This is a genomic window from Suttonella indologenes (assembly GCF_900460215.1).
GTDB classification, from domain to species: domain Bacteria; phylum Pseudomonadota; class Gammaproteobacteria; order Cardiobacteriales; family Cardiobacteriaceae; genus Suttonella; species Suttonella indologenes.
The window spans coordinates 1,295,206-1,318,877 of sequence record NZ_UHIA01000004.1; the positions used below are offsets into that span (position 1 = coordinate 1,295,206).

20 protein-coding genes and 1 pseudogene are annotated in these 23,672 nt (G+C 50.8%); 16 read left to right on the plus strand and 5 right to left on the minus strand.

Features of this window, described 5'->3' with window-relative positions; genetic code table 11:
- Nucleotides 1-127 precede the first annotated feature (127 nt).
- From DYC63_RS10350 to DYC63_RS10360, 3 genes are read left to right on the plus strand one after another with little or no spacing between them, the layout of a single operon-like run.
- A complete protein-coding gene (locus DYC63_RS10350; RefSeq protein ID WP_115219147.1) occupies nucleotides 128-1,543 on the plus strand; it encodes a sucrose-6-phosphate hydrolase in 1,416 nt (471 codons plus the stop codon).
- A 12-nt stretch (nucleotides 1,544-1,555) separates the two neighbouring features.
- Complete coding sequence (locus DYC63_RS10355; RefSeq protein WP_115219148.1) at nucleotides 1,556-2,497, plus strand: carbohydrate kinase family protein; 942 nt, start codon at nucleotides 1,556-1,558, stop codon at nucleotides 2,495-2,497.
- Nucleotides 2,494-4,440, plus strand: coding sequence for a sucrose-specific PTS transporter subunit IIBC (locus DYC63_RS10360; RefSeq protein ID WP_115219149.1), 1,947 nt, complete (start codon nucleotides 2,494-2,496; stop codon nucleotides 4,438-4,440). The genes DYC63_RS10355 and DYC63_RS10360 overlap by 4 nt, the downstream gene beginning before the upstream one ends.
- Nucleotides 4,441-4,500: 60 nt before the next feature.
- Here the strand turns inward: DYC63_RS10360 and leuD are convergent, their stop codons facing one another.
- The 3 genes from leuD to leuB are packed head-to-tail and all read right to left on the minus strand — an operon-like array spanning nucleotide 4,501 to nucleotide 7,533.
- Nucleotides 4,501-5,076 carry a 3-isopropylmalate dehydratase small subunit gene (gene leuD / locus DYC63_RS10365; RefSeq protein ID WP_115219150.1) on the minus strand — a complete coding sequence of 192 codons (576 nt, stop codon included), beginning with the start codon at nucleotides 5,074-5,076 and terminating at the stop codon, nucleotides 4,501-4,503.
- On the minus strand, nucleotides 5,076-6,473 hold the full coding sequence (gene leuC, locus DYC63_RS10370; protein ID WP_342769731.1) for a 3-isopropylmalate dehydratase large subunit: 1,398 nt from the start codon (nucleotides 6,471-6,473) through the stop codon (nucleotides 5,076-5,078). Before leuC ends, leuD begins: the two co-directional genes overlap by 1 nt.
- Before the next feature lie 10 nt (nucleotides 6,474-6,483).
- Nucleotides 6,484-7,533: a 3-isopropylmalate dehydrogenase gene (leuB, locus tag DYC63_RS10375; protein WP_115219152.1), complete on the minus strand. Its 1,050-nt coding sequence runs from the start codon at nucleotides 7,531-7,533 to the stop codon at nucleotides 6,484-6,486.
- Nucleotides 7,534-7,750: 217 nt separating this feature from the next.
- Here leuB and DYC63_RS10380 point away from each other — a divergent pair, with 217 nt between their 5' ends.
- From DYC63_RS10380 to DYC63_RS10435, 12 genes and pseudogenes are all read left to right on the plus strand, one after another.
- On the plus strand, nucleotides 7,751-8,029 hold the full coding sequence (locus DYC63_RS10380) for a type II toxin-antitoxin system RelE/ParE family toxin (RefSeq protein ID WP_115219153.1): 279 nt from the start codon (nucleotides 7,751-7,753) through the stop codon (nucleotides 8,027-8,029).
- Between the two features lie 10 nt (nucleotides 8,030-8,039).
- Nucleotides 8,040-8,330 carry a HigA family addiction module antitoxin gene (locus tag DYC63_RS10385; protein WP_115219154.1) on the plus strand — a complete coding sequence of 97 codons (291 nt, stop codon included), beginning with the start codon at nucleotides 8,040-8,042 and terminating at the stop codon, nucleotides 8,328-8,330.
- 122 nt (nucleotides 8,331-8,452) lie between these two features.
- On the plus strand, nucleotides 8,453-9,979 hold the full coding sequence (locus tag DYC63_RS10390) for an AmpG family muropeptide MFS transporter (protein WP_115219155.1): 1,527 nt from the start codon (nucleotides 8,453-8,455) through the stop codon (nucleotides 9,977-9,979).
- A gap of 6 nt (nucleotides 9,980-9,985) precedes the next feature.
- Nucleotides 9,986-10,108, plus strand: a pseudogene (locus DYC63_RS13820) (IS30 family transposase); the annotation flags it as partial.
- A 20-nt stretch (nucleotides 10,109-10,128) separates the two neighbouring features.
- Nucleotides 10,129-10,929 (plus strand): Cof-type HAD-IIB family hydrolase, encoded by an 801-nt coding sequence (locus DYC63_RS10395; protein WP_115219156.1) that lies wholly within the window; start codon nucleotides 10,129-10,131, stop codon nucleotides 10,927-10,929.
- 9 nt (nucleotides 10,930-10,938) lie between these two features.
- Complete coding sequence (locus DYC63_RS10400; RefSeq protein ID WP_115219157.1) at nucleotides 10,939-11,136, plus strand: hypothetical protein; 198 nt, start codon at nucleotides 10,939-10,941, stop codon at nucleotides 11,134-11,136.
- Entirely contained in the window at nucleotides 11,133-11,972 is an 840-nt protein-coding gene (gene pdxK, locus DYC63_RS10405; RefSeq protein ID WP_115219158.1) for a pyridoxine/pyridoxal/pyridoxamine kinase, read from the plus strand. Before DYC63_RS10400 ends, pdxK begins: the two co-directional genes overlap by 4 nt.
- Nucleotides 11,973-12,123: 151 nt before the next feature.
- Nucleotides 12,124-13,941 carry a peptidylprolyl isomerase gene (locus DYC63_RS10410; RefSeq protein WP_115219159.1) on the plus strand — a complete coding sequence of 606 codons (1,818 nt, stop codon included), beginning with the start codon at nucleotides 12,124-12,126 and terminating at the stop codon, nucleotides 13,939-13,941.
- A gap of 5 nt (nucleotides 13,942-13,946) precedes the next feature.
- On the plus strand, nucleotides 13,947-14,834 hold the full coding sequence (locus DYC63_RS10415) for a DMT family transporter (protein WP_115219160.1): 888 nt from the start codon (nucleotides 13,947-13,949) through the stop codon (nucleotides 14,832-14,834).
- A gap of 371 nt (nucleotides 14,835-15,205) precedes the next feature.
- The gene (locus DYC63_RS10425; RefSeq protein WP_115219162.1) at nucleotides 15,206-16,195 is read left to right on the plus strand and encodes a hypothetical protein; all 990 of its coding nucleotides are present in this window, start codon (nucleotides 15,206-15,208) and stop codon (nucleotides 16,193-16,195) included.
- Between the two features lie 83 nt (nucleotides 16,196-16,278).
- Complete coding sequence (locus DYC63_RS10430; RefSeq protein WP_115219163.1) at nucleotides 16,279-17,133, plus strand: D-amino-acid transaminase; 855 nt, start codon at nucleotides 16,279-16,281, stop codon at nucleotides 17,131-17,133.
- Entirely contained in the window at nucleotides 17,130-17,573 is a 444-nt protein-coding gene (locus tag DYC63_RS10435; protein WP_115219164.1) for a DNA polymerase III subunit chi, read from the plus strand. Before DYC63_RS10430 ends, DYC63_RS10435 begins: the two co-directional genes overlap by 4 nt.
- 46 nt (nucleotides 17,574-17,619) lie before the next feature.
- On the opposite strand, the gene DYC63_RS10440 is transcribed toward DYC63_RS10435, so the two are convergent.
- Together DYC63_RS10440 and DYC63_RS10445 are read right to left on the minus strand one after the other, a co-directional pair.
- Nucleotides 17,620-18,090 (minus strand): copper resistance protein NlpE, encoded by a 471-nt coding sequence (locus tag DYC63_RS10440; RefSeq protein ID WP_218564612.1) that lies wholly within the window; start codon nucleotides 18,088-18,090, stop codon nucleotides 17,620-17,622.
- A gap of 183 nt (nucleotides 18,091-18,273) precedes the next feature.
- On the minus strand, nucleotides 18,274-20,028 hold the full coding sequence (locus DYC63_RS10445) for a SulP family inorganic anion transporter (RefSeq protein WP_172459495.1): 1,755 nt from the start codon (nucleotides 20,026-20,028) through the stop codon (nucleotides 18,274-18,276).
- Between the two features lie 132 nt (nucleotides 20,029-20,160).
- Here DYC63_RS10445 and DYC63_RS10450 point away from each other — a divergent pair, with 132 nt between their 5' ends.
- On the plus strand, nucleotides 20,161-23,544 hold the full coding sequence (locus DYC63_RS10450) for a chromosome segregation SMC family protein (RefSeq protein ID WP_115219166.1): 3,384 nt from the start codon (nucleotides 20,161-20,163) through the stop codon (nucleotides 23,542-23,544).
- The last annotated feature ends 128 nt before the right edge of the window (nucleotides 23,545-23,672 follow it).

Sequence of the window (23,672 nt, forward strand, 5' to 3'; positions counted from 1 at the left end):
TTAAAAATAAAAATCACCCTGTTTTTATTTAACTTAGCAAAATTTTTCTATCAAAAGCCAAGCAATCAAAGCAATCTTTACAGAAATAACCTAAGATATAAACTCTTATGATATTAAGGGAAATTATATGTGGACTACCGAGCGGCGTTACCGTCCTTTAAACCAAGAGAGCATGGCGGAATACGAAGCCTTATGCCGACAAGCAGCGCAAAGCCCGTGGCGGCAGCATTATCACATTCAACCGCCGGCAGGTCTGCTCAATGACCCTAACGGCTTTTGCTATCATCAGGGCAAATATCATCTGTTTTACCAATGGTTTCCCCTAGGTCCGGTGCATGGTCTGAAATATTGGCATCATCTGGTCAGCGATAATTTGCTGGATTTTACTTCTCAGGGCATCGGCATTGCGCCCGATACGCTTGAAGACAGCCACGGCGCTTACTCGGGCAGCGCCATTAGTTTCGGCGACAAGATGCTGATTGCCTATACGGGCAATCATCGCGATGCCGATTGGCAGCGGATTCCTTATCAACGCAGCGCTTTTTTAAGCGCCGACAATCAGCTGGAAAAACATCCGCCCTTTTTATGCGGCGCGCCGGCGGGCTATACCGAGCATTGTCGCGATCCCAAATTGTGGCAAAACGCGGACGGCAGCTATGCTATGCTCTTGGGGGCGCAAAGAGAGAATTTGAGCGGCACGGTTTTGTATTTACGCAGCGCAGACGGTCTGCAATGGCAGTTGGAAGGCGAAGTCGATTGCGTCTTGCCGCAATTCGGCTATATGTGGGAATGCCCTGATTATTTTCCCTTAGACGGTCGGGACGTGCTGATATTCTGCCCGCAGGGGCTTCAGGATTATCCCAATATTTACCAATGCGGCTATTTACTAGGCAGCTTTGATCAGGTGCGGCGGATATTTCGGCATCAAGGCTTTCAGGAATTGGATTTGGGTTTTGAATATTATGCCGCGCAAAGCACGCTGGGCAAGGCGGAGGAAAGAATTGTCATCGCGTGGTTCGGTTTACCCGATATGAGCTGCCCGACGGCGGTGGACGGCTGGGCGCATTGTCTGAGTCTGCCGCGCGTCTTAAGCATCGAAGGCGAAAAACTCTATCAGCGTCCTTTGCCCGCCTTGGCGGAATTGCGCAAAGGCAGCGCGCATGACGGCGTGCATTACGAATTATTGCTCAGCAATCCTGATAATGCGCCTTTCAGTTTGCGTTTGCGCATGGGCGAATACGAGGACAAAAACGAAGAAACGTTGCTGCATTATGACGGACAGTATTTGGTTTTTGACCGCAGCCGCAGCGGCTTATTGCCCGAGCCTGAAATCGCCTTGCCGGCAGGCAAGGGCGGACATGTGCGGCGTTTGGCAATTAAGAAAATTACCGATGTGCAGATATTTTCCGACAGTTCTTCGCTGGAAATCTTTATCAATCGGGGCGAATTTGTCATGAGCGGACGGATTTATCCGCAAAGCACAGCCGACGGCTTGCAATATCAGCTGGGGGATAACGCCGGCATCGAGTTTTACGCACTTTAGAGGAGAAATAGTATGGCGCTTTATGCAATCGGCGAATGTCTGATTGATTTTATTCCCAATCAAAGCGGCGCACCTGATGATGACAGTCTATACCGCCCTGCGGTCGGCGGCGCGCCGCTGAATGTCGCCGCCGCCTATGCCAAAATGGGCGGCAGCAGTTATATCTTAAGCCAAGTCGGCGATGACGATTTCGGGCGGCTCATTGAGCGCAAAGCCGCGGCGGTGGGCGTGGATATGCGTTATTTGCGCCGCAGCAGCCAAGCCAAGACGGGCTTAGCCTTTGTCAGTCTCTTAGATAACGGCGAACGCAGCTTTTCTTTTTATCGCTCGCCTTCGGCGGATATGCTTTATCAGCCTGAATATGTGGATGAAATTGCGGCGCAGGCTGGGGATATTCTGCATTTTTGCTCGGTGGCGCTGATGCCCTCGCCTATGCGTGAAGCGCATCGCCGTGCAATAGAACGTTTTCGCGCGGCAGGGGGATTGATTTCTTTTGATGTGAACGTGCGTTTGCCGCTGTGGGAAAATCCGCAAGATTTATATCAAGCCATCTGGGATTTTCTGCCGCTTGCCGATATCGTGAAAATTTCTGATGACGAATTGGCATTTGTCAGCGGCAGCGAGAAGGCAGAAGAAGGCATGATGTCTTTGTTTGTCGGTGCGGTGCGTCATGTCATCTTAACCGCCGGTGCGCAAGGCGCAAGCTATTATCAGGCGACAGGCAAAACGGCGGCGGTTAAGAGTATCGCCGTCAAGGCAGTCGATGCCACCGGTGCCGGCGATGCCTTTATCGGCACTTTCCTTGCCCATTGGCACAGTCATCATCATCAGATGTCCGGACTGCTGCACCTTGCCGCCGCAGCCGGCGCGATGACGACTTTGCAACGCGGCGCAATCAATAGTATTCCCACACGTTCTGAATTAGACGCTTTTCTTAAGGAGCATTCAAAATGAGCCAATATCAACACATTGCCGAACAAATCATTGCAGCGGTCGGCGGCAAAGACAATATCTTAGCCGCCACCCATTGCGCCACCCGTCTGCGCATGGTCTTAAAAGACGAAAGTCTGATTGATACCGCCGCTATTGAAGCGATTGAGTCCGCCAAAGGGCATTTCCTGACCGCAGGACAATTCCAAATCATCTTCGGCACAGGCACGGTTAACAACGTAACCCAAGCTCTGCTGCAACTGACGGGCGCGCAATCGGTCAGCACCACCGAAGCCAAAGCCTTGGGTGCAGAAAAAGGCAATATTTTCCAGCGTTTTATCAAAATGCTGTCCGATATTTTCGTGCCGATTATTCCTGCGATTGTGGCGGGCGGCTTATTGATGGGGCTGAATAATGTTTTTACCGCCAATGGATTGATTGTAGAAGGAAAATCTCTGATTGAAGTCTATCCGCAATGGGCGGCATTAGCCGAGATGATTAATACCTTCGCCAACGCGCCCTTTGTCTTCCTGCCGATTTTAATCGCCTTTTCCGCCACCAAAATTTTTGGCGGCAATCCTTTCTTGGGCGCGGTTTTGGGTATGATTATGGTGCATCCCGATTTGACCAATAATTACGCCTTAGCAGAAGCCATACGCACGAACACTCTGGACTATTGGGAATTTTTCGGCCATCAATTCGCCAAAGTCGGCTATCAAGGCACCGTTCTGCCGATTTTGGTCTGCAGCTGGATACTGGCGAAACTCGAATGCAGCATCCGCCGTGTGATGCCCGCCAGTCTGGATTTGCTACTCACGCCCTTACTCAGCATTTTTATCACCGCGATTTTGACCTTCAGCATTGTCGGGCCGATAACGCGTGATGCCGGTATCGCCTTTACGGATGCCGTGCAATGGCTGTATAACAGTTCAGGCGCCATCGGTGCGGCGATTTTCGGTGCGGTTTATGCGCCGATTGTCATCACCGGTATGCATAACAGCTTCATTCCGGTGGAAACCCAGCTGATTGCCGATTTGGCGAAATCAGGCGGCACTTTCATTTTCCCGATAGCTGCCATGAATAACGTTGCCCAAGGGGCGGCAGCCTTTGCCGCATTGTGGATTAGTCGCGATGCCAAACTCAAAAGCATTGCGGGCGCTTCGGGCATTTCCGCGGTTTTGGGCATTACCGAGCCGGCGATGTTCGGCGTGAATCTGCGTCTGCGCTATCCTTTCTATGCCGCCTTAATCGGCACGGCACTTGCCAGCGCCTTTATCGCCCTGTTTAAAGTCAAAGCGGTGGCGTTGGGCGCGGCAGGGATTCCGGGCATTATTTCCATTCGCGCCGACAGCATCATTCCTTATGTTATCGGCATGGCAATTTCCTTTGCCGCTACCTTTACCCTGACTTTTGTCTTTTCCAAACAGCGCCGTTTTCAGGCGGCAGCGACAAATCCTGCGCCGCAGACCAATCAGGCTGAAGCGGTAGAAACTGCGGTTGTGGAAAAAGTGCCTGCGGTAGCGGGTAGCAATCCTTTCCCGCAGGAATGGCAAATGCCTTTGGCAGGCGAGATTATCGCTTTGGAGCAAGTGCCTGATCCCGCCTTTGCCTCAGGTGCCATGGGTGCAGGCTTTGCCATTGTACCTAGCGGCAATCAAGTTATCAGTCCGGTTAATGGCACAATTGCCGCCGTCTTCCCTAGTAGACACGCGATTGGCATTGAAGCGGATAACGGCTTGGAAATCTTGATACATGTCGGTATCGATACCGTGAAATTAAACGGCGAAGGCTTTACCCAGCATGTGCAAGAAGGGCAGGCAGTACAAGCCGGCGAACTCTTGCTGACGGTGGATTTCGCCGCCATTGAAGACAAAGTGCCGAGCATTATCACGCCGGTGGTCTTTACCGCCATGGATAAGGGCGAAAAGATACGGATAGAAAATCAGCGCCCTATTCTGAGCGAATAAATCCTTCAAACGTAAAAAATCCCCTCCTATAAAGAGGGGATTTTTTGAAAGATTAGCTATTTAGCCGTGCTGCGTTTCATAAGCGGCAATGGCTTCTTCGTGCAGCAGAGTTAAGCTGATGCTGTCCTGCCCTTTGAGCAGGCGTTGCCGCCAATCTTCGCCAATTTCAAAAGCATAACTGTCTTCTCCTACACGCACGACTTTATTTTCCAAATCGACGGTAATTGCTTGCGAAGGCGGCAAGGCGGCGAGTTTTTCGCGCACATCGTGTGGCAAAACAATCGGCAAATTGCCGTTATTCAGCCAATTATTATAGAAAATATCGGAATAACCGCCGGCGATGACCACGCGCAACCCCGTATCTTGCAAAGCCCAAGCGGCATGTTCGCGACTGGAACCGCAGCCGAAATTCTCGCCGGTAATCAAAATGCCCGCACCTTGATATTGCGGTTGATTCAGGGGGAATTCCTCTTTTAAGCGGCGGTCTTCATGATAACGCCAAGGATCGAAAGCAAATTCACCGAAGCCGGTTTTAAAAATGCTTTTAAGATATTGCTTGGGAATAATAATATCGGTGTCGATATTGTCAGCCATCACCGGCACGGTAGTGGCGGTATAAACGGTTAAGGGTTTCATTATGCTAATTCCTTTTCCCAATCCGGACGGGATATGTCGATAAAGCGTCCTGCGACGGCGGCAGCAGCAGCCATTGCCGGACTGACCAAATGCGTGCGCGCGTTTTTGCCCTGTCTGCCTTCAAAATTGCGGTTTGAGGTGCTGGCGCAATGTTCATAGGCAGGGATTAAATCAGGGTTCATGCCGAGACAGGTCGAACAACCCGGTTCGCGCCACTGGCAGCCGGCGTCGATAAAGATTTTATCCAGCCCCTCCGCTTCGGCTTCGTGTTTAACCTGCATCGAGCCCGGCACAATAACGGCGGTAATATGCGCCGCGACTTTGCGCCCCTTCAAAATATGTGCCGCTTCGCGCAAATCGGAAAGCCGCCCATTGGTACAGGAACCGATAAAGACATGCTTCAGCGGAATATCTTTTTTCGCCATACCTCCTGAAATCGCCATATATTCCAAGGCTTTTTCATTTGCCGCCGCTTGTGCCGGCACATTTTCCTCAATGCCGCCGCCCATGCCGGGGTGCGTGCCCCAAGTAACCTGCGGCGTGAGTGTATTCACATCAATCACAATCAATTGATCATAATCGCTTTCGCTGTCGGTTTTGAGCGTTTTCCAATCTTCCACCGCCGCCAGATAAGCATCGTCTTTAGGCGCATAAGTGCGTCCTTTGACATAATCAAAAGTGGTTTGATCGGGCGCGACCAAGCCGACTTTCGCACCGCCTTCAATCGACATATTGCACAGCGTCATACGCTCTTCCATGCTCATGTTTTCAATCGTATCGCCGAAAAACTCCATCGCATAGCCGCTGCCGACCGATACGCCGTAACGGTTCAGAATATGCAAAATCACATCTTTGGCATACACGCCTACTTTGAGTTTGCCCGTTACTTTGATGCCGAGATTTTTCAATTTCGGCTGCCACAGGGTTTGCGTGGCAAGCACATGTTCGACTTCCGAGGTGCCGATGCCGTGCGCCAATGCGCCGAAAGCACCATGCGTAGCGGTGTGGCTGTCGCCGCAGACAATCGTCTTACCCGGCAAAGTCAACCCCAATTCGGGCCCGACCATATGCACAATACCATTGCGATCATCAAACATATCCGCCAATTCAATGCCGAATTCCGCGCAATTGCGCGCCAAAGCATCTAATTGCGCCTTTGAGATCTCATCGCGAATCGCTTGGCGATCTGCCAAAATGGTCGGGGTATTATGATCCATCGTCGCGAAAGTCTTATCCGGACGGCGCACTTTGCGCCCTGTCATACGCAGACCGTCAAAAGCCTGCGGCGTCGTCACTTCGTGGATTAAATGCTGGTCGATATACAGTAATTGCAAGGCCTCGCCATGCCCTGCAATGACATGTCTGTCCCAAAGTTTGTCGTATAAACTGCTCATGATGTTTTCCTATTTATAAATGCCGTATCAATTCGGCGGTAAATTCGGCGGTGGAAAGCGGATTGGTTTTGTTTAAATCACCGGTCAAACGATTACTCTGCATCATTTTCTCTACCGCCGCTTCAATCGCTTCAGCGGCAGCGCTTTGTCCCAAACTATGACGCAGCATCATCGCCGCCGATAAAATCGTTGCAATCGGATTGGCAATACCCTTGCCGGCAATATCCGGTGCGCTGCCGTGCGCAGGCTCATACAAATACGGACCTTGCGCATTAAAACTCGCCGAAGCCAATACGCCCAAACTGCCGCCTAAAACGCTCGCCTCATCGGAAAGAATATCGCCGAACAGATTTTCCGTCACTATCACGTCAAAATCCGCCGGACGCGTGACCAAATGCATCGCCATCGCATCAACATATTCATGGCTGACCTGCACTTCAGGATAATCCGCCGCCACTATTTGCACACGCTGCCGCCATAATTTGCTGCTTGCCAGCACGTTCGCCTTATCCACCGACACCAGCTTTTTGCGGCGCGTCTGGGCGACACGGAAAGCATAATGTAGGACACGATCAATTTGCACGACCGTATAAGTAATCGAATCTAAGGCTTCCTGCTCGCCCAAATGCCGCGGTTCGCCGAAATAGGCGCCGCCGGATAACTCGCGCACAATCACCAAATCCGTGCCATCGACAATCTCAGGCTTAATCGGCGAATGCTGAAGCAATGCGCCCGAAACCTTCAAGGGACGCACATTGGCAAACACATCCAGCGCTTTGCGCAAAGCTAACAAACCTTGCTCGGGGCGCTGTGCGGCATTATCCCACTTCGGACCGCCGACCGAACCCAAAAACACCGCATCGCAGTCTTTAATTGCCGCCTGCACAGGGGCGGCAAACGGTTCGCCGTAGACATCAATCCCCGCGCCGCCAAAAGCAAAATCCTGCCACGCAATGGCAAAATCAAAACGCGTCTGCACCGCCGCCAATACCTGCTTGGCACTCGCCACAATTTCAGGCCCGATACCGTCGCCTGCCAAACATACAATGTTATATTGCTGCATTTCTTTCCCTAGTATTCATTGCAAAGACAGGCATTATACGCATTGCCTGCATTTTTTCTCACTAAAAAACGAGCGTATTTGGCAAAACATTAGGCAAAAACACTCACAATTTGCGCCGATAAGATATTTTTCGCTGCGTTGTAAAAGGTAGCGCCGCCAAAGCGCTGATTGACGGATTTTTCTCAGCCGCGTATAGTCTTGCTATACAGGAGCGGATATGATTCGAAGTTTCAAACATAAAGGCTTGGAGAAGTTTTTCAAAACAGGCAGCACGGCGGGCATTCAAGCCAATCATGCGGCTAAATTACGCCTGCAATTAACCACTTTAAACAACGCCACTTGTCCGCAGGATATGAATGCTCCCTCATGGCGATTGCATCAACTCTCAGGCAATTTGAAAGACCATTGGAGCATTAGCGTTAACGGCAATTGGCGCCTGACTTTCCGCTTTGAAAACGGCAATGCCGAAATTGTTGACTATCAGGATTATCACTAAGGAGCAAAAAATGAACATGCACAATCCCGCACATCCCGGCTTGGTCTTAAGAGAATATTTAGAAGATATCAGCATTACCGAAGCAGCGCAGCGCTTAGGCGTTACGCGCGCCGCCTTATCGCGTATCCTCAACGGCAAAGCCGCCATCAGCGCGGAAATGGCGGTACGCATATCCATCTTATTAAAAACCAGCAGCACCATGTGGATTAACATGCAAGCCGCCTACGATTTATGGCAGGCAGAACAACGCAATCACGATTTCGTGATTCCGCTGTCGGAACCTTTACCGCTGGAGACTTAACATCCGGCGGCATCATCCGCCCGATTTCTGCTATTCTAGCCTCTCTTTTTTAGCAACCATGCGCGCTGCGCTGCCTAGTCCCATGATGTACTAGGCATGAAACATCGCGCTTAAAACGCCCTATGACCTCTATTTCCCGTTATCTGCAAGCCACCCGTATCTACACCGACTCGCGCGCCCTGATTCTCTTTGCTTTCGGCATTGCCGCCGGTCTGCCGAATGTTTTAATTTTTTCCACCCTGACTCTATGGCTGGGCGAAGCGGGCATTAAGCGCGAAACCATCACTTTATTCAGCTGGGCATCACTGGCATATTCTTTCAAATTCATTTGGGCACCGCTATTGGATTCCCTGCAATTGCCGCTGCTTTCGCCGCGTTTGGGCAAACGCCGCGCTTGGCTCTTATTCAGCCAAATCGGCGTAGTTGCCACGCTTTGCCTGATGGCGCTGACCAATCCGCAAACGCCGCAGGCGCTCTTTATCATGGCGGCGGCAGCCGTACTGGTCGGCTTTTTTTCCGCCACCCAAGACATCGCCATTGATGCCTACCGCATTGAAATCGCCGAAGGCAATATTCAACTGCAAGCCGTGACCTCCGCCATGTATGTGGCGGGCTATCGCGTCGGCATGCTGATTGCCGGTGCAGGCGCGCTCTATCTCGCCGAATATTTAGGCTCCAGTACCAAGGCTTACCACTATCAGGCTTGGCAATACACCTATCTTTGCATGGCGCTAACGATGGCGATCGCACTGCTGATTACCCTGCTCTCGCCGACGCCCACAACGGACAATAATGCTGCCGCACATATCAGCACCGGCAATAATCTGCGCCTCTTCGCCCTATTTCTGCTCAGCATTGCCGCCTTCATTCTCGCCTTTCGTTTGAGCGGCGTCGTTTTTACCTTCGGCGGTAGTCCCCTCATCGCCTTTATCCGCGAATTACTGTGCTTTGCCACCGCTATTGCCGCCGCCACCGCCGCCGCTTATATAGCAATACGCGCAGGACTCATCGCCAAAAACATTGCCGCGCAAGCATGGCTGATGCCGATTAGCGACTTCTTTGAACGCTACGGCAAATCCGCTCTATGGCTCTTGCTGCTGATCGGCTTTTATCGCATCTCCGACATCGTCGCCGGTGCAATTGCCAACACCTTCTATCAAGAAAGCGGCTTTAGCAAAAGCGAAATTGCCAAAGTCTCCAAAGTCTTCGGCTTATTCATGACCCTATTCGGCGGCTTTTTAGGCGGACTGCTCTCGCAGCGCATCGCCCTGATGCGCCTCATGCTGCTGGGCGGACTGCTTGCCAGCCTGACCAATCTGCTCTTTGCGGCTTTGCACTACTATCCGCAAATGTCCATGCTCTATCTCACGATCAGCTTTGATAATTTTGCCATGGGACTCAGCAATACCGTCTTTGTCGCCTTTCTATCCGCATTAACCAGCATCCGCTTCACCGCTACGCAATACGCCATCTTCAGCTCATTCATGACCCTGTTCCCGAAAATCCTCGGCGGCTACAGCGGCGCCATGGTCCACAATATGGGCGGCTACCCTGCTTTTTTCTGCTTTACCGCCGCCCTCGGGCTGCCCGTTTTATGGCTGATTCATTTTATCGGGCGGCGCATGGAATTTACCCATCAACAACCCTGACGCGCTATACTATGCAGTCGGAGAAGTGAGAAAGTAGTACAAGGCGGCGAGCCGCAGACGGTACAAGAGCGTACGGCAAGGCGAGCCAACGCCGTAATACTTTTTCAATTCTTCGACTATAGCCGCTCATTTACTCGGAGTCTGCCCCCATGCCAAACATCAAAATCATCTTCTTTGACATTGACGATACCCTAATGCGCAAAGAAGACGGCTATCTGCCGCCCGATTTGCCCGACCACCTGCAAGCCCTCAAAGCCAAAGGCATCCTTACCGCCATTGCCACAGGACGCAGCTTGGGCATCATTCCGCAAGCCATCCAAGATCTTATCCAAACGGCGGGCATCGATATCATCAGCGGTGCAAACGGACAAGTTGCCCTACATCATGGCGACATACTGCACGAACATCCCATACCGCAGGAAGATCTAAAGCAACTCATCGCCCTTGCCGAAGATAAAGGCTGGGGCTATTTGCTCCACGGCAGAGAAGCACTCTGCGTTTCAAGACTCGACCACCGCGTTATGCAGGCCATGTACGGCATAGAACCGTGGTTTGTCCATCCCAAACTGCATCAAGAAAGCGCCATCCATCAATTCGGCTACTTCATTAACAGTCAAGAAGCCGCCGAACTCGCCCAAGAACTGCCGCAATTAAGATTAAGCGACCGCTACATCTACACCCCTTGGCATGAATACGGCTGCGACCTCATTCCCAGCCAAGGCAGCAAAGCCCGCGGCATTCGCGAAATCTGCGACAACCTGAATATCGACATCAGCCAAGTCGCCGCCTTCGGCGACGGACTCAACGACATCGATATGCTCAAAAGCGTCGGACTCGGTATCGCCATGGGCAATGCCTGCGAAGAACTCAAAGCCGTCGCCGATTACATCACCGACGACATCGACCGGCAAGGCATTGCCAATGCCCTGCGCCATTTTCAACTCATCTAAGGAGAAACTGTGAAAACCCACCTCATTTTACTCGGCCTATGCAGCCTCATGCTCCATGCCTGCGACAATAACAAAAGCGAAAGTCAAAGCAAAGCAGAAGACAACCCCATGTTAAAACTGCAAAATGACACCACAAACAAAGCGCAAAACGCCGTCAATCAAGCCACCCAAGAACAAAGCAAACAACTCGAGGAGATCGGTCAATGAGCAAAAGCGACAGCAATCCGCTGAACATAGACGTCATTTCCATTCAATCGCAAGTCGTTTACGGCATGGTCGGCAACAATGCCGTCGTGCCGGTTCTGCAAGCCCATGGCTTAAACGTCTGCATCGTCCCTACCGTCTATCTGTCCAACTCGCCGCTCTATAACAGCCTTCACGGCGGCGTGATTCCCGAAGACTGGTTTACCGGCTATCTGCAAGCCATTGAAGACCGCGGCGTGCTGAACAAATGCCGCAGCATCCTGCTCGGCTATCTCGGCAGCAGCGCGCAAGCCGACATTCTCAGCACATGGCTGGCAAAAGTGCAGCAACAACATCCGCACATCACCATACAAATCGACCCCGTACTCGGCGATATCGACTGCGGCTTCTACGTCGATCAAAGCCTCAACCAAGCCTACCGCGAAAAACTGCGCTACCTCGCCCACGGCATGACCCCCAACCACTTCGAGCTAGAATGCCTGTGCGGTGAAAAACTGCAAAGCCTCGAGCAAACCATTGCCGGCGCACGCAGCCTACTTTCGGAGCAAACCCAATGGATTATTACCACCAGCGCCGCGCCCGAAACATGGCAAGAAGGACAAATGCAAATCCTGATCGTGCAAAAAGACGGATATGAAGTGCAAAGCCATGCCTACTACAAAACCTCCGCCCAAGGCACCGGCGACACCTTTGCCTCTACCCTTGCCGCGCAGATGCTCAAAGGCAAAAGCCTCAGCGAAGCCACCCGCCTCGCCTCCGAGCAAGTGGTGCGCACCATCTTGCGCACCAATGCCGAAGACAGCAATGAACTACAACTCATCGCCACTCTGCAACAATAATCTTCTCGACGCCATGCACATGCTTTAAGCATGGCGTCCGCCTTTATAAAGCAAGCGCCAGGCACGCCAATCAAAAGCCCGTCTTCGCAATTCTTGCTCATTGGCGCCGCATTACCTAAAATGCCCTTTTTTCAGAAACCCTTCATTAAATATGTCAGATCAAGAATCCCCCAAAAAAATTCCCAAACTTGCTTATGCACTGATTGCGGCGGCAGGTTTAGGTATGCTGTTTCTCGATAATCCTTTCTCGCAAAATCAGCATGTTGATAATGCGGTTGCCGATGTGAACGGACAGGAAATCAGCCGTCATCAAGTCGATCGTATGTTTAGCGATTTGCGCGCGCGCGCCAATCCCGACATCGCCGACAGCACCTTGCGTCAAAATGCCCTCGATGCGCTGATTAGCCAAGTCCTGCTGCGTCAGCACGCCTTGGGTAGCGGCTATCAATTATCCGATCAAGCTCTGTATCAATACATTAAAGGCGAATTCGGCGACGAAGCCACTTATCAGCAAATGCTGGACAGCAACCGCATCACGGCGCAAGCCTATCAGGAAGGGTTGCGCCAAAGCCAAAGCGTGGAAAACTACTACCGCATACTCAGCGCCGCCGCTGCCGCACCTGAAGCGAACCAAGCCCTGCTGGCGCAATTAAGCCTTGCCCGCGACGTGCACGGCATCCGCATTCCGCTTGCGCCTTTTGCCGCGCAAATCGCTGTGGACGAAGCGGCATTGGCGCAATATTTCCAAGAACATCAAGGCGAATATTTAAGCCAGCCTTGGGTCAATATCAGCTATCTTTTGCTCAACCCTGCCGCGCTTGCCGACCCTAGCCAAATTACGGCAGAACAGTTAGCCGCCGCCCGTGCGCAACGCGCCGAAAATGTGGTGCGCGGTGGACAATATCTGATTTTCGACCATGCCGCCGATGCCGAACAAGCCGCTGCCGATATCGGCGCCGGCAATCGCAGTTTCGCCGATGTTTCCGCCGCGATTAGCCAAGGCGAGATTGCAGGGCAGGCGGGCGATTTGAACCCGAATGCCAAAGGCAAAGGCATCAGCAAAGAAGTCGATGAAGCCTTGTTTGCCATCAACACCATCGGCGGCGTATCGCCGGTTTTTAACACCGAATACGGCGCAATGCTCGTGCAACTAGGGAGCATCGAAGGTGCGGAAAATCTTGATGACGCCGCCCTGCGGCAGGAAATTGCACGCGAGCAAAGCCAAGAACAATTCACCGACATTGCCAATCGCCTGTTTGACGCCGCACAAAGCGGTACGCCTTTAGCCGATTTGGCGCATCAGGCGGGCTTAAGCGTAGCGCATTTAGAGGGCGTCAATCCGAGCAGCCGGCAAGCCGAATGGTTAAGCCATGCCCAAGTGCAGGAAGCCTTGTTCGGCGGCAAAGCCTTGGCGGTCAAAGCGCCTGTGCAGGCAATCGATTTAGGCAATGCCAGCTTGTTTATGGTCGTTGATGAACGCGGCGAAGCTGCACCGCAGCCATTAGAAAACGTGCGCGAGCAAGTGGTGCAGGACTATCAAAACGAGAAGGCGAAAGCCGACCAGCAAGCCGCAGCAAAAGCGATTGAAGAAGCCTTGGCAAACGCCTCCGCCGAATTGGGCGAGCTAATCGCACAAGCGCAGGGCGAAGAAGGACACTATAGCCAATTAAGCTATTTGAGCGCGCCCGAGGCAGAGCTCGACCCCATCATGTACAGCTTCTTGATGGAGCAAAACACCCCGCTTGCCAGCCATGAATTACCCGACCAATCGATTGTGGTAGCGCGCATCAAGGCGGTTTATCCTTTGCCGGAAGACAAAGCCGATGCCCAGCTGCGCGAAGTGCTCGGTCAGCAAGAACGCATCGCGCAAATCCGCGCTATGCAGGAAGGCTTGGACCAATGGCTGCGTGCGCAAAGCAAAATCCGCGTGGATAATGCCGCCTTAAGCGCTGACACCGTCGCGAACTAAGCCCCATGCTTTGGCTGATTTTTACGCTCTTTGCCGCCTTGACTCAGGCGGTACGCAATGCCCTGCAAAAGCAGCTCAGCCAAAGCGTGCCGACCCTCGGCGTTACGCTGGCGCGCTTTCTCGCCGCATGGCCTTTGGCATTGCTTTATCTGCTGGCGCAAAGCCGACTCGCCCAAGGGCGCGGCGAAGCCATCGGCTTGGAACAGCTAAGCCTTGCCTTTTATCTCTATTGCTTTGCCGCCAGCCTCGCGCAAATCATCGCCACTGCCCTAATGGTGCAGCTCTTTCGTTTGAAAAACTATGCCATTGGCGTCGGCTTGGCGCGCAGCGAAGCCATGCTGGCGGCGATTATCGGCGTCTGCTTCTTCAGCAGTCCGCTCAGTCCCTTGGGTTGGCTGGGCGTGATACTCGGCAGTTACGGCGTTCTGCTCCTAAGCGGCGGCACCTTGCGCAGCCTCTCGCCGCGCGTAATCTGCTTGGGACTTGTCTGCGGATTATGCTTTGCCCTGACATCACTTTGGGTGCGCCAAGCCAGTTTAAGCCTTGCCGCACCGCCCCTGCTCGCCGCCGCTTGGACATTATTCGCCGTGATTTTCATCGAAGCCTGCGGACTCGGCGCCTATTTGCTGTGGCGCGACCGCAATGCCCTGCGCCGACTATTGGCGCAACCGCGTCTCTTACTTGCTACCAGCGCGGCATCCTGTATCGCCTCGCTGTTTTGGTTCAGCGCAATGAGCCTGCAAAATGTGGCGATTGTGAAAACCGTCGGGCAAATCGAAATCCTCTTTATGCTGCTGATTTCGCGCTTTGTATTTAAAGAACAATTGAAAAAACAAGACGGTCTGGGCTTGATGCTGATTTGCTGCGCCGCGCTATTGTTGCTGTGGTTGTAATGAAAACATCAATAATAGTCGGGCATTGATGCGCCTGACAATGCACGACAATAAGAAATTACTTTTAATGCTGAATAGGGCAGAAAATCAACAAAAAGTCAAATATTTGATTAATATTGTGCTCAATTTAGAGAATAATGATACCCTGTTTCAGGCAGCCTGGAAACCACGAAAAAACCAAAAAACCGAAATCTACAACAAACGAGACATGCATGATTACTGAAATTGTCCGCTTGAAAAAAACAATTGCAGTAAATGGCACACGATTTGTCTTCTGATGAAGTAGCGGTTTTGCGAGATAGGTGTCTGGGGATTAAGGAGAATTTGTCGCTTGGAGCGGAGTGGTCTAATTTAATCTATGGAAGTAAAAAATGGATTTAAAAAAATTTGAAGAAAAGATTTCAGAAGTGTTAAAAACAGAATCAGATAATGAACTTATACAGGATTATTTAAAAGAATTGGAGTTAATGTCTCAAGAATTAATTGAAGTAAAAGTTGATATTAAAGATATTCTTACTAAATTATTGAATAGTATTGGTCAGTCAGATTATATCCATCATGCTTGTGAGTTTAGTTTGATTTATCATTTTTTTAAAGAATTTCCAAGTGGGTTTTTATATCAAATACCTAGCCAAGTAGCGAGTACAGGAAATAAAATTGATACCCCTAAAAATTATGATGTTAAATTTTCTAATAATGGTATAAATTTTCATGTAGAAATAAAAACAATTAAACCAATGTGCTATGATGGCAAAGACCCAATTAAACTTTTTTTATCGAAGGATAAAATTAAATCTTTATATGAACAAGGTGCTAGAAATTTTAGCCCAAACTTAATGTCAAAAATTAGTAATTTTTTAAAAGATGCTAATAGGCAATTGCCAGAAAAAAAATCATTTAATGATGTAAATATTGTTATCCTGTGTTGTAATGATCTTGATGAATATGCAGATGTACTAGAATGTTTGGGAAATGAACAAATAGGTATTTTGCGTGTTAAAAATAAAAATCAAAATTCGGAATTTGTACCAACTAAAGAAGAATTATTTAATATAGATGGTATTGTGATATGTAATTTAGGTTTTGAACATCAAGCTTTTTTTAATAGGGGAAAAATATTTAAACTTTATCAATCGGATGATGTTTGTTTAAACGGAAAAGACATATGGGGGTATAAGCGTTCAATTCCTGTATTGCCTATGCTGTTTTTTACGAAAAAATTTGAAGAAGATATTGAAAAAACAATTTCTTGTTCGTTTTTTTCACATACTCCATATTTTTATGATTATTGGAAAAATTATGAGCAACAAGAAGCTTTATTTAAATTATTTAATGATATTATAAATAAAAAAATTAAGTAATTAATAGGCGTAGATATCTTTTTATACTGCTTTGCCTGTCTGCCGCCCTGCGGTATGATGCACTTTTTTGCGGAGTTAGTTTGATGAATAATTGTATTGCTTATGTGAACGGCGAATACTGTAAAGCCGAAGATGCCAAGATTTCTATTTTCGACCGCGGTTTTTTAATGGGCGATGCCGTCTATGAGGTGAGCGCGGTTATCAAGGGGTGTTTGATTGACAATGAACCGCATCTTGACCGTCTGTTCCGTTCTTTGGGCGAGCTGAATATGCCCAGTCCCGCCAATCGTGCAGAGATTATTCGTATTCAAAAGGAAGTTATTTCGCGCAATCAGCTGGATAACGGTGAGGTCTATTTGCAAATCACGCGCGGCAGCGGTCCCCGCGATTTCCTGATTAAGGAAGATATGCAGCCTAATTTAGTGATGTTTCCGCTCTTTTTTGATCCGCTCAATGCCGATAATCGGGGGATTGCGGTGCAAACGCTGCCCGATATCCGCTGGCTGCGCCGCGATATCAAAACGACGCAGCTGCTGGCGCAGTCGCTGGCGCGCTCGATTGCCGCGCATCATGGTTTTGACGATGCTTGGATGGTCGATAGCGAGGGTTATGTAACCGAAGGCAGCGCGAATAATGCCTATATTGTCAAAGGCGACCGCATTTTTACCCGCTATGCGAATAATGAGATTTTAAACGGCATTACGCGCCGCACGATGTTCGGCATTATCAAGGAGATGGGGCTGACGGTGGTGGAGCAGGCTTTCACGCCTAGAGAGGCGATTTTGGCGGATGAGGCTTTTATTACTTCCGCCGGCAATTGGGCTACGCCTGTGGTTAATATCGACGGCGAGATGATTGGCAATGGACAGGCGGGAGCGGTTACTTTGGAATTGCGCCGCCGCTATATTACCGCGCTTGAGCAGCTTAGCAGCGAATGAGTCAGCCGCTGGTACGTTTTTATGTCTTTGCCCATGCGCAGACGCAGGCACGTTATCGTCTGGTCTGCCAATTGGCGGATAAGGCTTTGACGCAGGCGCAGCGCGTCTTCATTCTGTGTGCGGATGAGGCGATGTGCCATGCGCTAGATGTGTATTTGTGGCAGTATCCCGAGCAGGCTTTTTTGCCGCATGCCGTGGTCGGCAGCGCAGAGGCGGATGAGGCGAAGATTTTGCTTGCCGCCGCGCCGAATCGCGCCGGCGACTGCGATGTGCTGATTAATTTAAGTTTGGAAACGCAGACGGATATACCGCGCGCCTGTTCGCGCATTTTTGAGATTGTGATTCAAGAGCCGCAGGTTTTGGCTGCCACGCGCAGGCGCTATAAGCATTATCAGGAAAGAGAATTATCGCTGGAAACGCATCATTTGAAAAGCGAATAAAAAAGCCGCTTTTACGCGGCTATTAACTCAAATGCTTATCCAAAAACTAATCCGTTTTTTCCAGAATAAAATCTTTGCGGTTGGCGGTAGTTACCGGTTTGCCATTGGCGCCCATCAGCTCCATGAAGCCGTCGCCGATACGGAAGACTCTTTTACTATCCGTGCCTTGTAATTGGATATGGCTGTTATCGCTGAGCCAGACGAATTTGCCTTCGCTTTTCTTATCAATGTCTTCGCGTCCCAGTTCGCGCGTGCGTAAGCTGAAGCTCATGTCGGGCTTGATGGTGAGCATGGTGGCAATACCTTCACAGCTCGTGCAAGGGAAAATGCCTTGATAAACACCTGTCCATTGCAATTTTTGCCGCGCATTGGCTACTTCGGCGTAATTGGCGCCGGCGGCTAAGCTTGCTATGGCTTTGTTACTTTGCTGAGTGCCTGTATCTGTGCTGCTACAAGCACTTAATACAAGGCTGAGGCTTAATAATGCCATGTAGGCGCTGCGTGTGTTTTTTTGCATCATTATTCTCTTCTGGTTTTATTAGGCAAGCAACATCGCGCTGTGCTTGCAATCGCGAGCGCACATCTTAGCCTTAATGCACTTTGACTGACAAGAGCGAACACCAAATTATTCATCTATTTTTCAATATGTTGCATAAATACAACAGAGGATTAAAAATAAGAATTTGTTTTTAATCGATTCTTATAGTTTGTTGTAATCGCGAAACAGATGTTTCATAAATTCGCGATAATTGCGAATGCCGAGCGTCTTGCACAAATTACGGAAGGCGATATAGGTGCTGTCGAAGATATTGTATTGCCCCCCCAGCTGCCGCCAATACGGAGTTTTGCGCAATTTGCGCCGCACATGCGGCTTCATGCCGATTAAATACAAATCGCCGCCGTTTTCTTGCAGTCTTTGCTTTTCCGCCACCAGCATTTCAATGCCCGAAACATCAAGCAAATTCATGCCTTCGGTCAGCAAAACCACATGTTGCCAGCCGCGGCCTTTGCTTAAATCCGCTAGAGTATTTTGCACATGATTGACCGCGCCGAAAAATAAAGAACCGTCTAGGCGCAATACCGTGAGTTTCACCGGTGCTACACCCTCTTCAAATACCGGTTGTACGCTGGAAAAATCCACCAAACTCAATAAAGGATGCGAGGTTTTTTGCAAATAGAGAACTAATGACAGAATGACGCCCGCGTAAATGGCGAATTCCAGATTTAAGAATAAAGTGGAGAGGAAAGTCACCACAATAATCGAAAATTCATTGCGGCTGCTTTTGGCAATCAATTTGATATGAGAGAAATCAAAGAGATTATAGCCTGCCAAGACGATGGTCGCCGCCATTGCCGGCAGCGGCAGATAGCGCGTTATCCAAGGGATGAAAAACAATACCGCGATAATAATCAAAGAGGTAAACAGCAATGCCAAGGGCGTGCGCGCGCCGGCATCGTAATTGATGGCGCTGCGGTTAAACGAGCCCGAGCCAACATAGCAGGAGCAACAGCTGCCGACCAGATTCGACAAGCCCTGCCCGAAAAATTCCTGATTGCTGTCAATTCTTTGATGCGAACGAATGGCGATGGAACGCGCAATCGAGACCGCTTCAATCAATCCCAATAATGCCAAGGCGAAGGCGGAGGGAAACATATTGGCGAATAAGCCGAAATCTAAACTTGGCAGGCCGATTTGCGGTAAAGCGGCGGGCAATGCCCCCAAACGCTCGACTTCTTTTGTGTAATCGCCTAATAAGACGCAGACAATACTGCCGACCAACATGCCGATCAGCATATGCGGATAAGACCGCTTGATACGGCGCACTGCAATCGCGCTGCATAAGGTCGCCGCCGCTACTAAGACGCTCGGCAGATGTATATGCGGCAATTGCGCCCACAGCGCAGGCAGTTTTTCTAAAAAAGACAAGCCCTGCGTGAGGCTGACCCCCAAAGCGGTGGACAATTGACTCATCACAATCAAAAGCCCTGCGCCGGCGGTAAAGCCGATAATCACGGTATGCGAGATAAAATTGACCAAACTGCCGAAGCGGAACAAGCCGAAAGATAATTGAATCAACCCGACCATAAACATCAGCGATAAAGACAAGCCGATATAATGCGGACTGCCGATAACGGCATAATTGCTGACAATCCCCGGTATGACGATAGAAAGCGCCACTGTCGGCCCGCTGACCATATGCCAAGAAGAACCGAAAAAGCCGGCAATAAGTTGCACCACAATCGCGCTGTATAAGCCGAACTCAGGCGGCAAACCGGCAATCATGGCGAAAGCGATGCCCTGCGGCAGCACCATCACCGCTCCTGTCAGCCCGGCCCAAAAATCATATCGAATCGTGCGTCCATTGCTGATGCCCAGCCAAGCGCGCATGGCGAATAGCATGGAAAATAAGCGGATAAGGTATTGAATGGCGGCGTGTTTAATCTCTGTCCACATATTAAGGCGGGGAAAAATAAAAGAATATGAATATGATATAGATAAAGCCGCTGCAAAGCTAGACAGAAATCGCCGCTGCTGCAAGCGGCGGCTTTTCCAGTATAATGCGCGGCTTTTTACGACGACGACACTATGCGCCTGACCGCTATCCGCCTTGCCGGATTCAAATCTTTTGCCGATAACACGGTATTTCCCGTTGATGCGCCGGTTACCGGCATAATCGGACCCAACGGCTGCGGCAAATCCAATATCATTGATGCGGTACGCTGGGTGTTGGGCGAAAGCGCGGCAAAACAATTGCGCGGACAATCGCTGACCGATGTGATTTTCGGCGGTGCAAAATCACGCCGCGCCAGCGGCATGGCAACGGTTGCCCTGCACTTTGATAATAGCGCAGGCGCCGCCGGCGGCGCTTTTGCCGAATACGGCGAGATTGTGGTGCAGCGCCGTGTCAGCTCGGACGGCGAGTCGCATTACAGCATCAATCAGCAGCGTTGCCGGCGCAAAGATGTAGTCGAGCTGCTGCAAGGTACAGGCGTCGGCGCGCGCAGCTATGCCGTCATCGAACAAGGCATGGTCAGCCGCATCGTCGAATCCAAACCGGAAGAATTGCGCGCCTTTATTGAAGAAGCGGCGGGCATCGGCGTGTATAAAAGTCGGCGCAAAGACAGCGAAAAGCGCATGGAGCAAACGCGCGAACATTTGGCGCGCCATGACGACCGCCTCGAGCAATTGGCGAAGCAGCGCCAGCGTTTGGGACAAGAGGCGGAAACAGCGAGGATTTATCGCGAATATCAAAGCGAACACAGCGAATTGAGCCACCGCCTTGCCAGTTGGAAAATCAACCGCCTGCAATTGCAAATCGCCCATGTGGACAAGGATTACCAACAAGAAGAACAGGCACTTGCCGATGCCATGATTGCCGAAGAGCAAGCCAATCAAGCCGCCGAAGCGGCGCAGCAGCAGGCACAAACCGCACGTCAAGACTATGATAGACAGCGGCAGCATCGTGAACAGCAGCAAGCTCAGTTACGCCAACAAGAACAGCAACTGCATCAGCAACAGCAGCAAGCTCAACATTTGGCGCAGCGCATTGCCGAAGCGCAAACGCGTTTGCAACGTTTTAACAGCCAATTGCAAGCCGATGACCATGAAACTCTTGCTTGGCAAGCCGACAGCGACAGCAAAAGCAGCGCGCTGAAGCAGATTGAGCAAGATATTGTGCAATATCAATCCTCAGTCGCAGAGGCGGAACAAGCGCAGCAAAGCCGTCATGCCGCCTATGAAGAAGCGCGGCAATTGCACAATCGCCTGCAATTTCGCATCGAACGCGCCGCCCAACGCAGCCAAGAAGCCAAAGCGCGGCAAGAAAAACTGCATGAACGCTTAGGGCAGCAGCAACAGGAAGCGGGCGAGGATGAAGAGCAGCAATTTGCCTTAGAAGAAAATCAAATGGCGATAGAAAGTCTGCAAATCGCCTTAGAGCACAGTCAAGCCGTATATGAAAGCGCTCAAGAAACGCGCGCAAGCTGTCAAGCAGCCGCCGCCAATGCCGCTGCACAATTCAGCGATGCCGACAAGCAACTGCAAGCGATTAAGCACCGCCTGCAAGCCCTCGCCGATTGGCTGCCGCAGCAGCATAATGATACAGATAACGGCGGCGAAGCCCTCTATCAGCGATTAACCATTAGCGCGCAATGGCAAACTGCCATCGAACGCCATTTTGCCGCGCGCCTTAACAGCAGCATTAACCACATTCCCAATGCCGAAGGCATTTTGGCGGCGGGCAGCGCGCCTGCTGCTTGGCAAGACATTATTGACAGCCCTGCCGCCTTGGGCGCCTTGCTCGCCTATCTGCAGCCTTTGGCGCAATACGATGCAGACATTGCACGCGAACAATTGCCGGCAGGACAATATTTCCTCAGCCTTGACGGCAGCATCATCGGACAAGACGCCTATCTGCCCGCCCTCGCCCACGACAATCAAGGCTTGATGCAGCGCCTTGCCGAGCTGCAAGACTTAGAAGCCCGACAAGAAGCGCAAAAACAGCGATTGGCTGAATGCGGCGCCGCAATGGACAGCGCTGAGCAGCGTTTGATGCAGGCGCGCGAGGCGGAAAAACAAGCCCAACAAGCCTTATCTGCCCAAGAAAAACAATTGCAAGGACTTCAGCATCAGCAGCAATTGCTGCGCCAAAGCGCCGAACATCAGCGCAATTTGCGCGCCAAAGAAGCACAAGCACGGCTTGCCCTGCAAGAAGACATTGCCGCCGCCGAACAAGTTTATCAAGATGCCCAGCAGGAACTGGCGGAAGCGCAGCGCGAAAGCGCCCATTTAAGCGATATCGGCAGCTTAGAACAGGCGCGTGACCAAGCAAATGAAGCATTGAAAAAGGCACAAACGGCGCTGCGCGAACAGGAAAATCTCCGTCAGCAGATTGCCCAAGACATTCACACTCTGCAAACGCAAATTGAAGCGCAAAGCCGTCAGCAGCAACGCTTGACCCGCGAAATTCAGGACAACCGCCGCCAAATCGAGACTTGGCAGCAGGAAGCGGAAGAATTGCAATACTTAATGGAAGAACAGCAGCTCAGTCTTGAAAACAGCCGCTTAATCGATGAAGACAGCGAAGCCGCCTATCAAAGCGCCCTCGCCGCTTGGGATAGCAGCCAAATCGCCCTGCAAGACGCCAAAGAGCGGCAAAGCGCCGGTGTGCACGCGCGCCAGCTCGCCGCAGAACGTTTGGACAACCGCCATGAACGTCTGGAGAATCTGGAAAACCAATTGCAGCAGCAATTAGCCGCTATCCAACAAGACGATCGCCCGATTATCGCTTTCGCCGCCGATGAGACAATAGATGAAAACGCGCTCAATACGCGGATTCGCGGCTTAAAAAATGCGATGGACAAACTGGGCGCAGTCAATCTCGCCGCCGTCGAAGCCTTCAAGCAAAGCGACAGCGAATATCAAAGTCTGCACCAGCAATGCGAAGATTTGCGCAATACCCTCAATATGCTCACACAGGCGATTGCCGTATTGGACAATGAAACGCGCAGCCGCCTCAGCAGCACCTTTGACAGCGTCAATGCCTATTTCAGCGAGTACTTCCCTCTGCTCTTTCGCGGCGGCGAAGGCAAAATGCAATGGACGCAAGGCGATATTTTGGAAGCCGGCATCAGTTTGGTAGTGCGTCCACCGGGGAAAAAGGTTAAAAATCTCAGCGTATTATCCGGCGGCGAAAAAGCGCTTACCGCGGTTGCCCTCGTATTTGCTTTCTTCAAACTCAATCCGGCGCCCTTCTGCCTGCTGGATGAAATCGACGCGCCGTTGGATGATGCCAATGTCGGCCGCCTCTGCGCCCTGTTGCGCGAAATGTCGCTTAATACGCAATTCATCATGATTACCCACCATAAGCGCTCTATGCAGTCTTGCGACCGCCTAATCGGCGTTACCATGAGCGAACCGGGCGTGTCGCGTTTGGTCTCGGTCAAATTTGAAGACGTGGCAGAAAAATAAAATCATTAAAAACATATTATTACAGAAACAGTTATTTAATTTTTATCATTGTTTTTATAGAAAGTTTTATCTTTCCTCCCCATAGGCATCCACATGGGGAATTGCTATGATACCTGCAAATCATAGGA

Coding starts and splice junctions, on each gene's coding strand:
- DYC63_RS10350 (WP_115219147.1), top strand. CDS start 128: ATGTGGACTACCGAGCGGCGTTACCGTCCTTTAAACCAAGAGAGCATG.
- DYC63_RS10355 (WP_115219148.1), top strand. CDS start 1,556: ATGGCGCTTTATGCAATCGGCGAATGTCTGATTGATTTTATTCCCAAT.
- DYC63_RS10360 (WP_115219149.1), top strand. CDS start 2,494: ATGAGCCAATATCAACACATTGCCGAACAAATCATTGCAGCGGTCGGC.
- leuD (WP_115219150.1), bottom strand. CDS start 5,076: ATGAAACCCTTAACCGTTTATACCGCCACTACCGTGCCGGTGATGGCT.
- leuB (WP_115219152.1), bottom strand. CDS start 7,533: ATGCAGCAATATAACATTGTATGTTTGGCAGGCGACGGTATCGGGCCT.
- DYC63_RS10380 (WP_115219153.1), top strand. CDS start 7,751: ATGATTCGAAGTTTCAAACATAAAGGCTTGGAGAAGTTTTTCAAAACA.
- DYC63_RS10385 (WP_115219154.1), top strand. CDS start 8,040: ATGAACATGCACAATCCCGCACATCCCGGCTTGGTCTTAAGAGAATAT.
- DYC63_RS10390 (WP_115219155.1), top strand. CDS start 8,453: ATGACCTCTATTTCCCGTTATCTGCAAGCCACCCGTATCTACACCGAC.
- DYC63_RS10395 (WP_115219156.1), top strand. CDS start 10,129: ATGCCAAACATCAAAATCATCTTCTTTGACATTGACGATACCCTAATG.
- pdxK (WP_115219158.1), top strand. CDS start 11,133: ATGAGCAAAAGCGACAGCAATCCGCTGAACATAGACGTCATTTCCATT.
- DYC63_RS10410 (WP_115219159.1), top strand. CDS start 12,124: ATGTCAGATCAAGAATCCCCCAAAAAAATTCCCAAACTTGCTTATGCA.
- DYC63_RS10415 (WP_115219160.1), top strand. CDS start 13,947: ATGCTTTGGCTGATTTTTACGCTCTTTGCCGCCTTGACTCAGGCGGTA.
- DYC63_RS10425 (WP_115219162.1), top strand. CDS start 15,206: ATGGATTTAAAAAAATTTGAAGAAAAGATTTCAGAAGTGTTAAAAACA.
- DYC63_RS10430 (WP_115219163.1), top strand. CDS start 16,279: ATGAATAATTGTATTGCTTATGTGAACGGCGAATACTGTAAAGCCGAA.
- DYC63_RS10435 (WP_115219164.1), top strand. CDS start 17,130: ATGAGTCAGCCGCTGGTACGTTTTTATGTCTTTGCCCATGCGCAGACG.
- DYC63_RS10440 (WP_218564612.1), bottom strand. CDS start 18,090: ATGCAAAAAAACACACGCAGCGCCTACATGGCATTATTAAGCCTCAGC.
- DYC63_RS10445 (WP_172459495.1), bottom strand. CDS start 20,028: ATGTGGACAGAGATTAAACACGCCGCCATTCAATACCTTATCCGCTTA.
- DYC63_RS10450 (WP_115219166.1), top strand. CDS start 20,161: ATGCGCCTGACCGCTATCCGCCTTGCCGGATTCAAATCTTTTGCCGAT.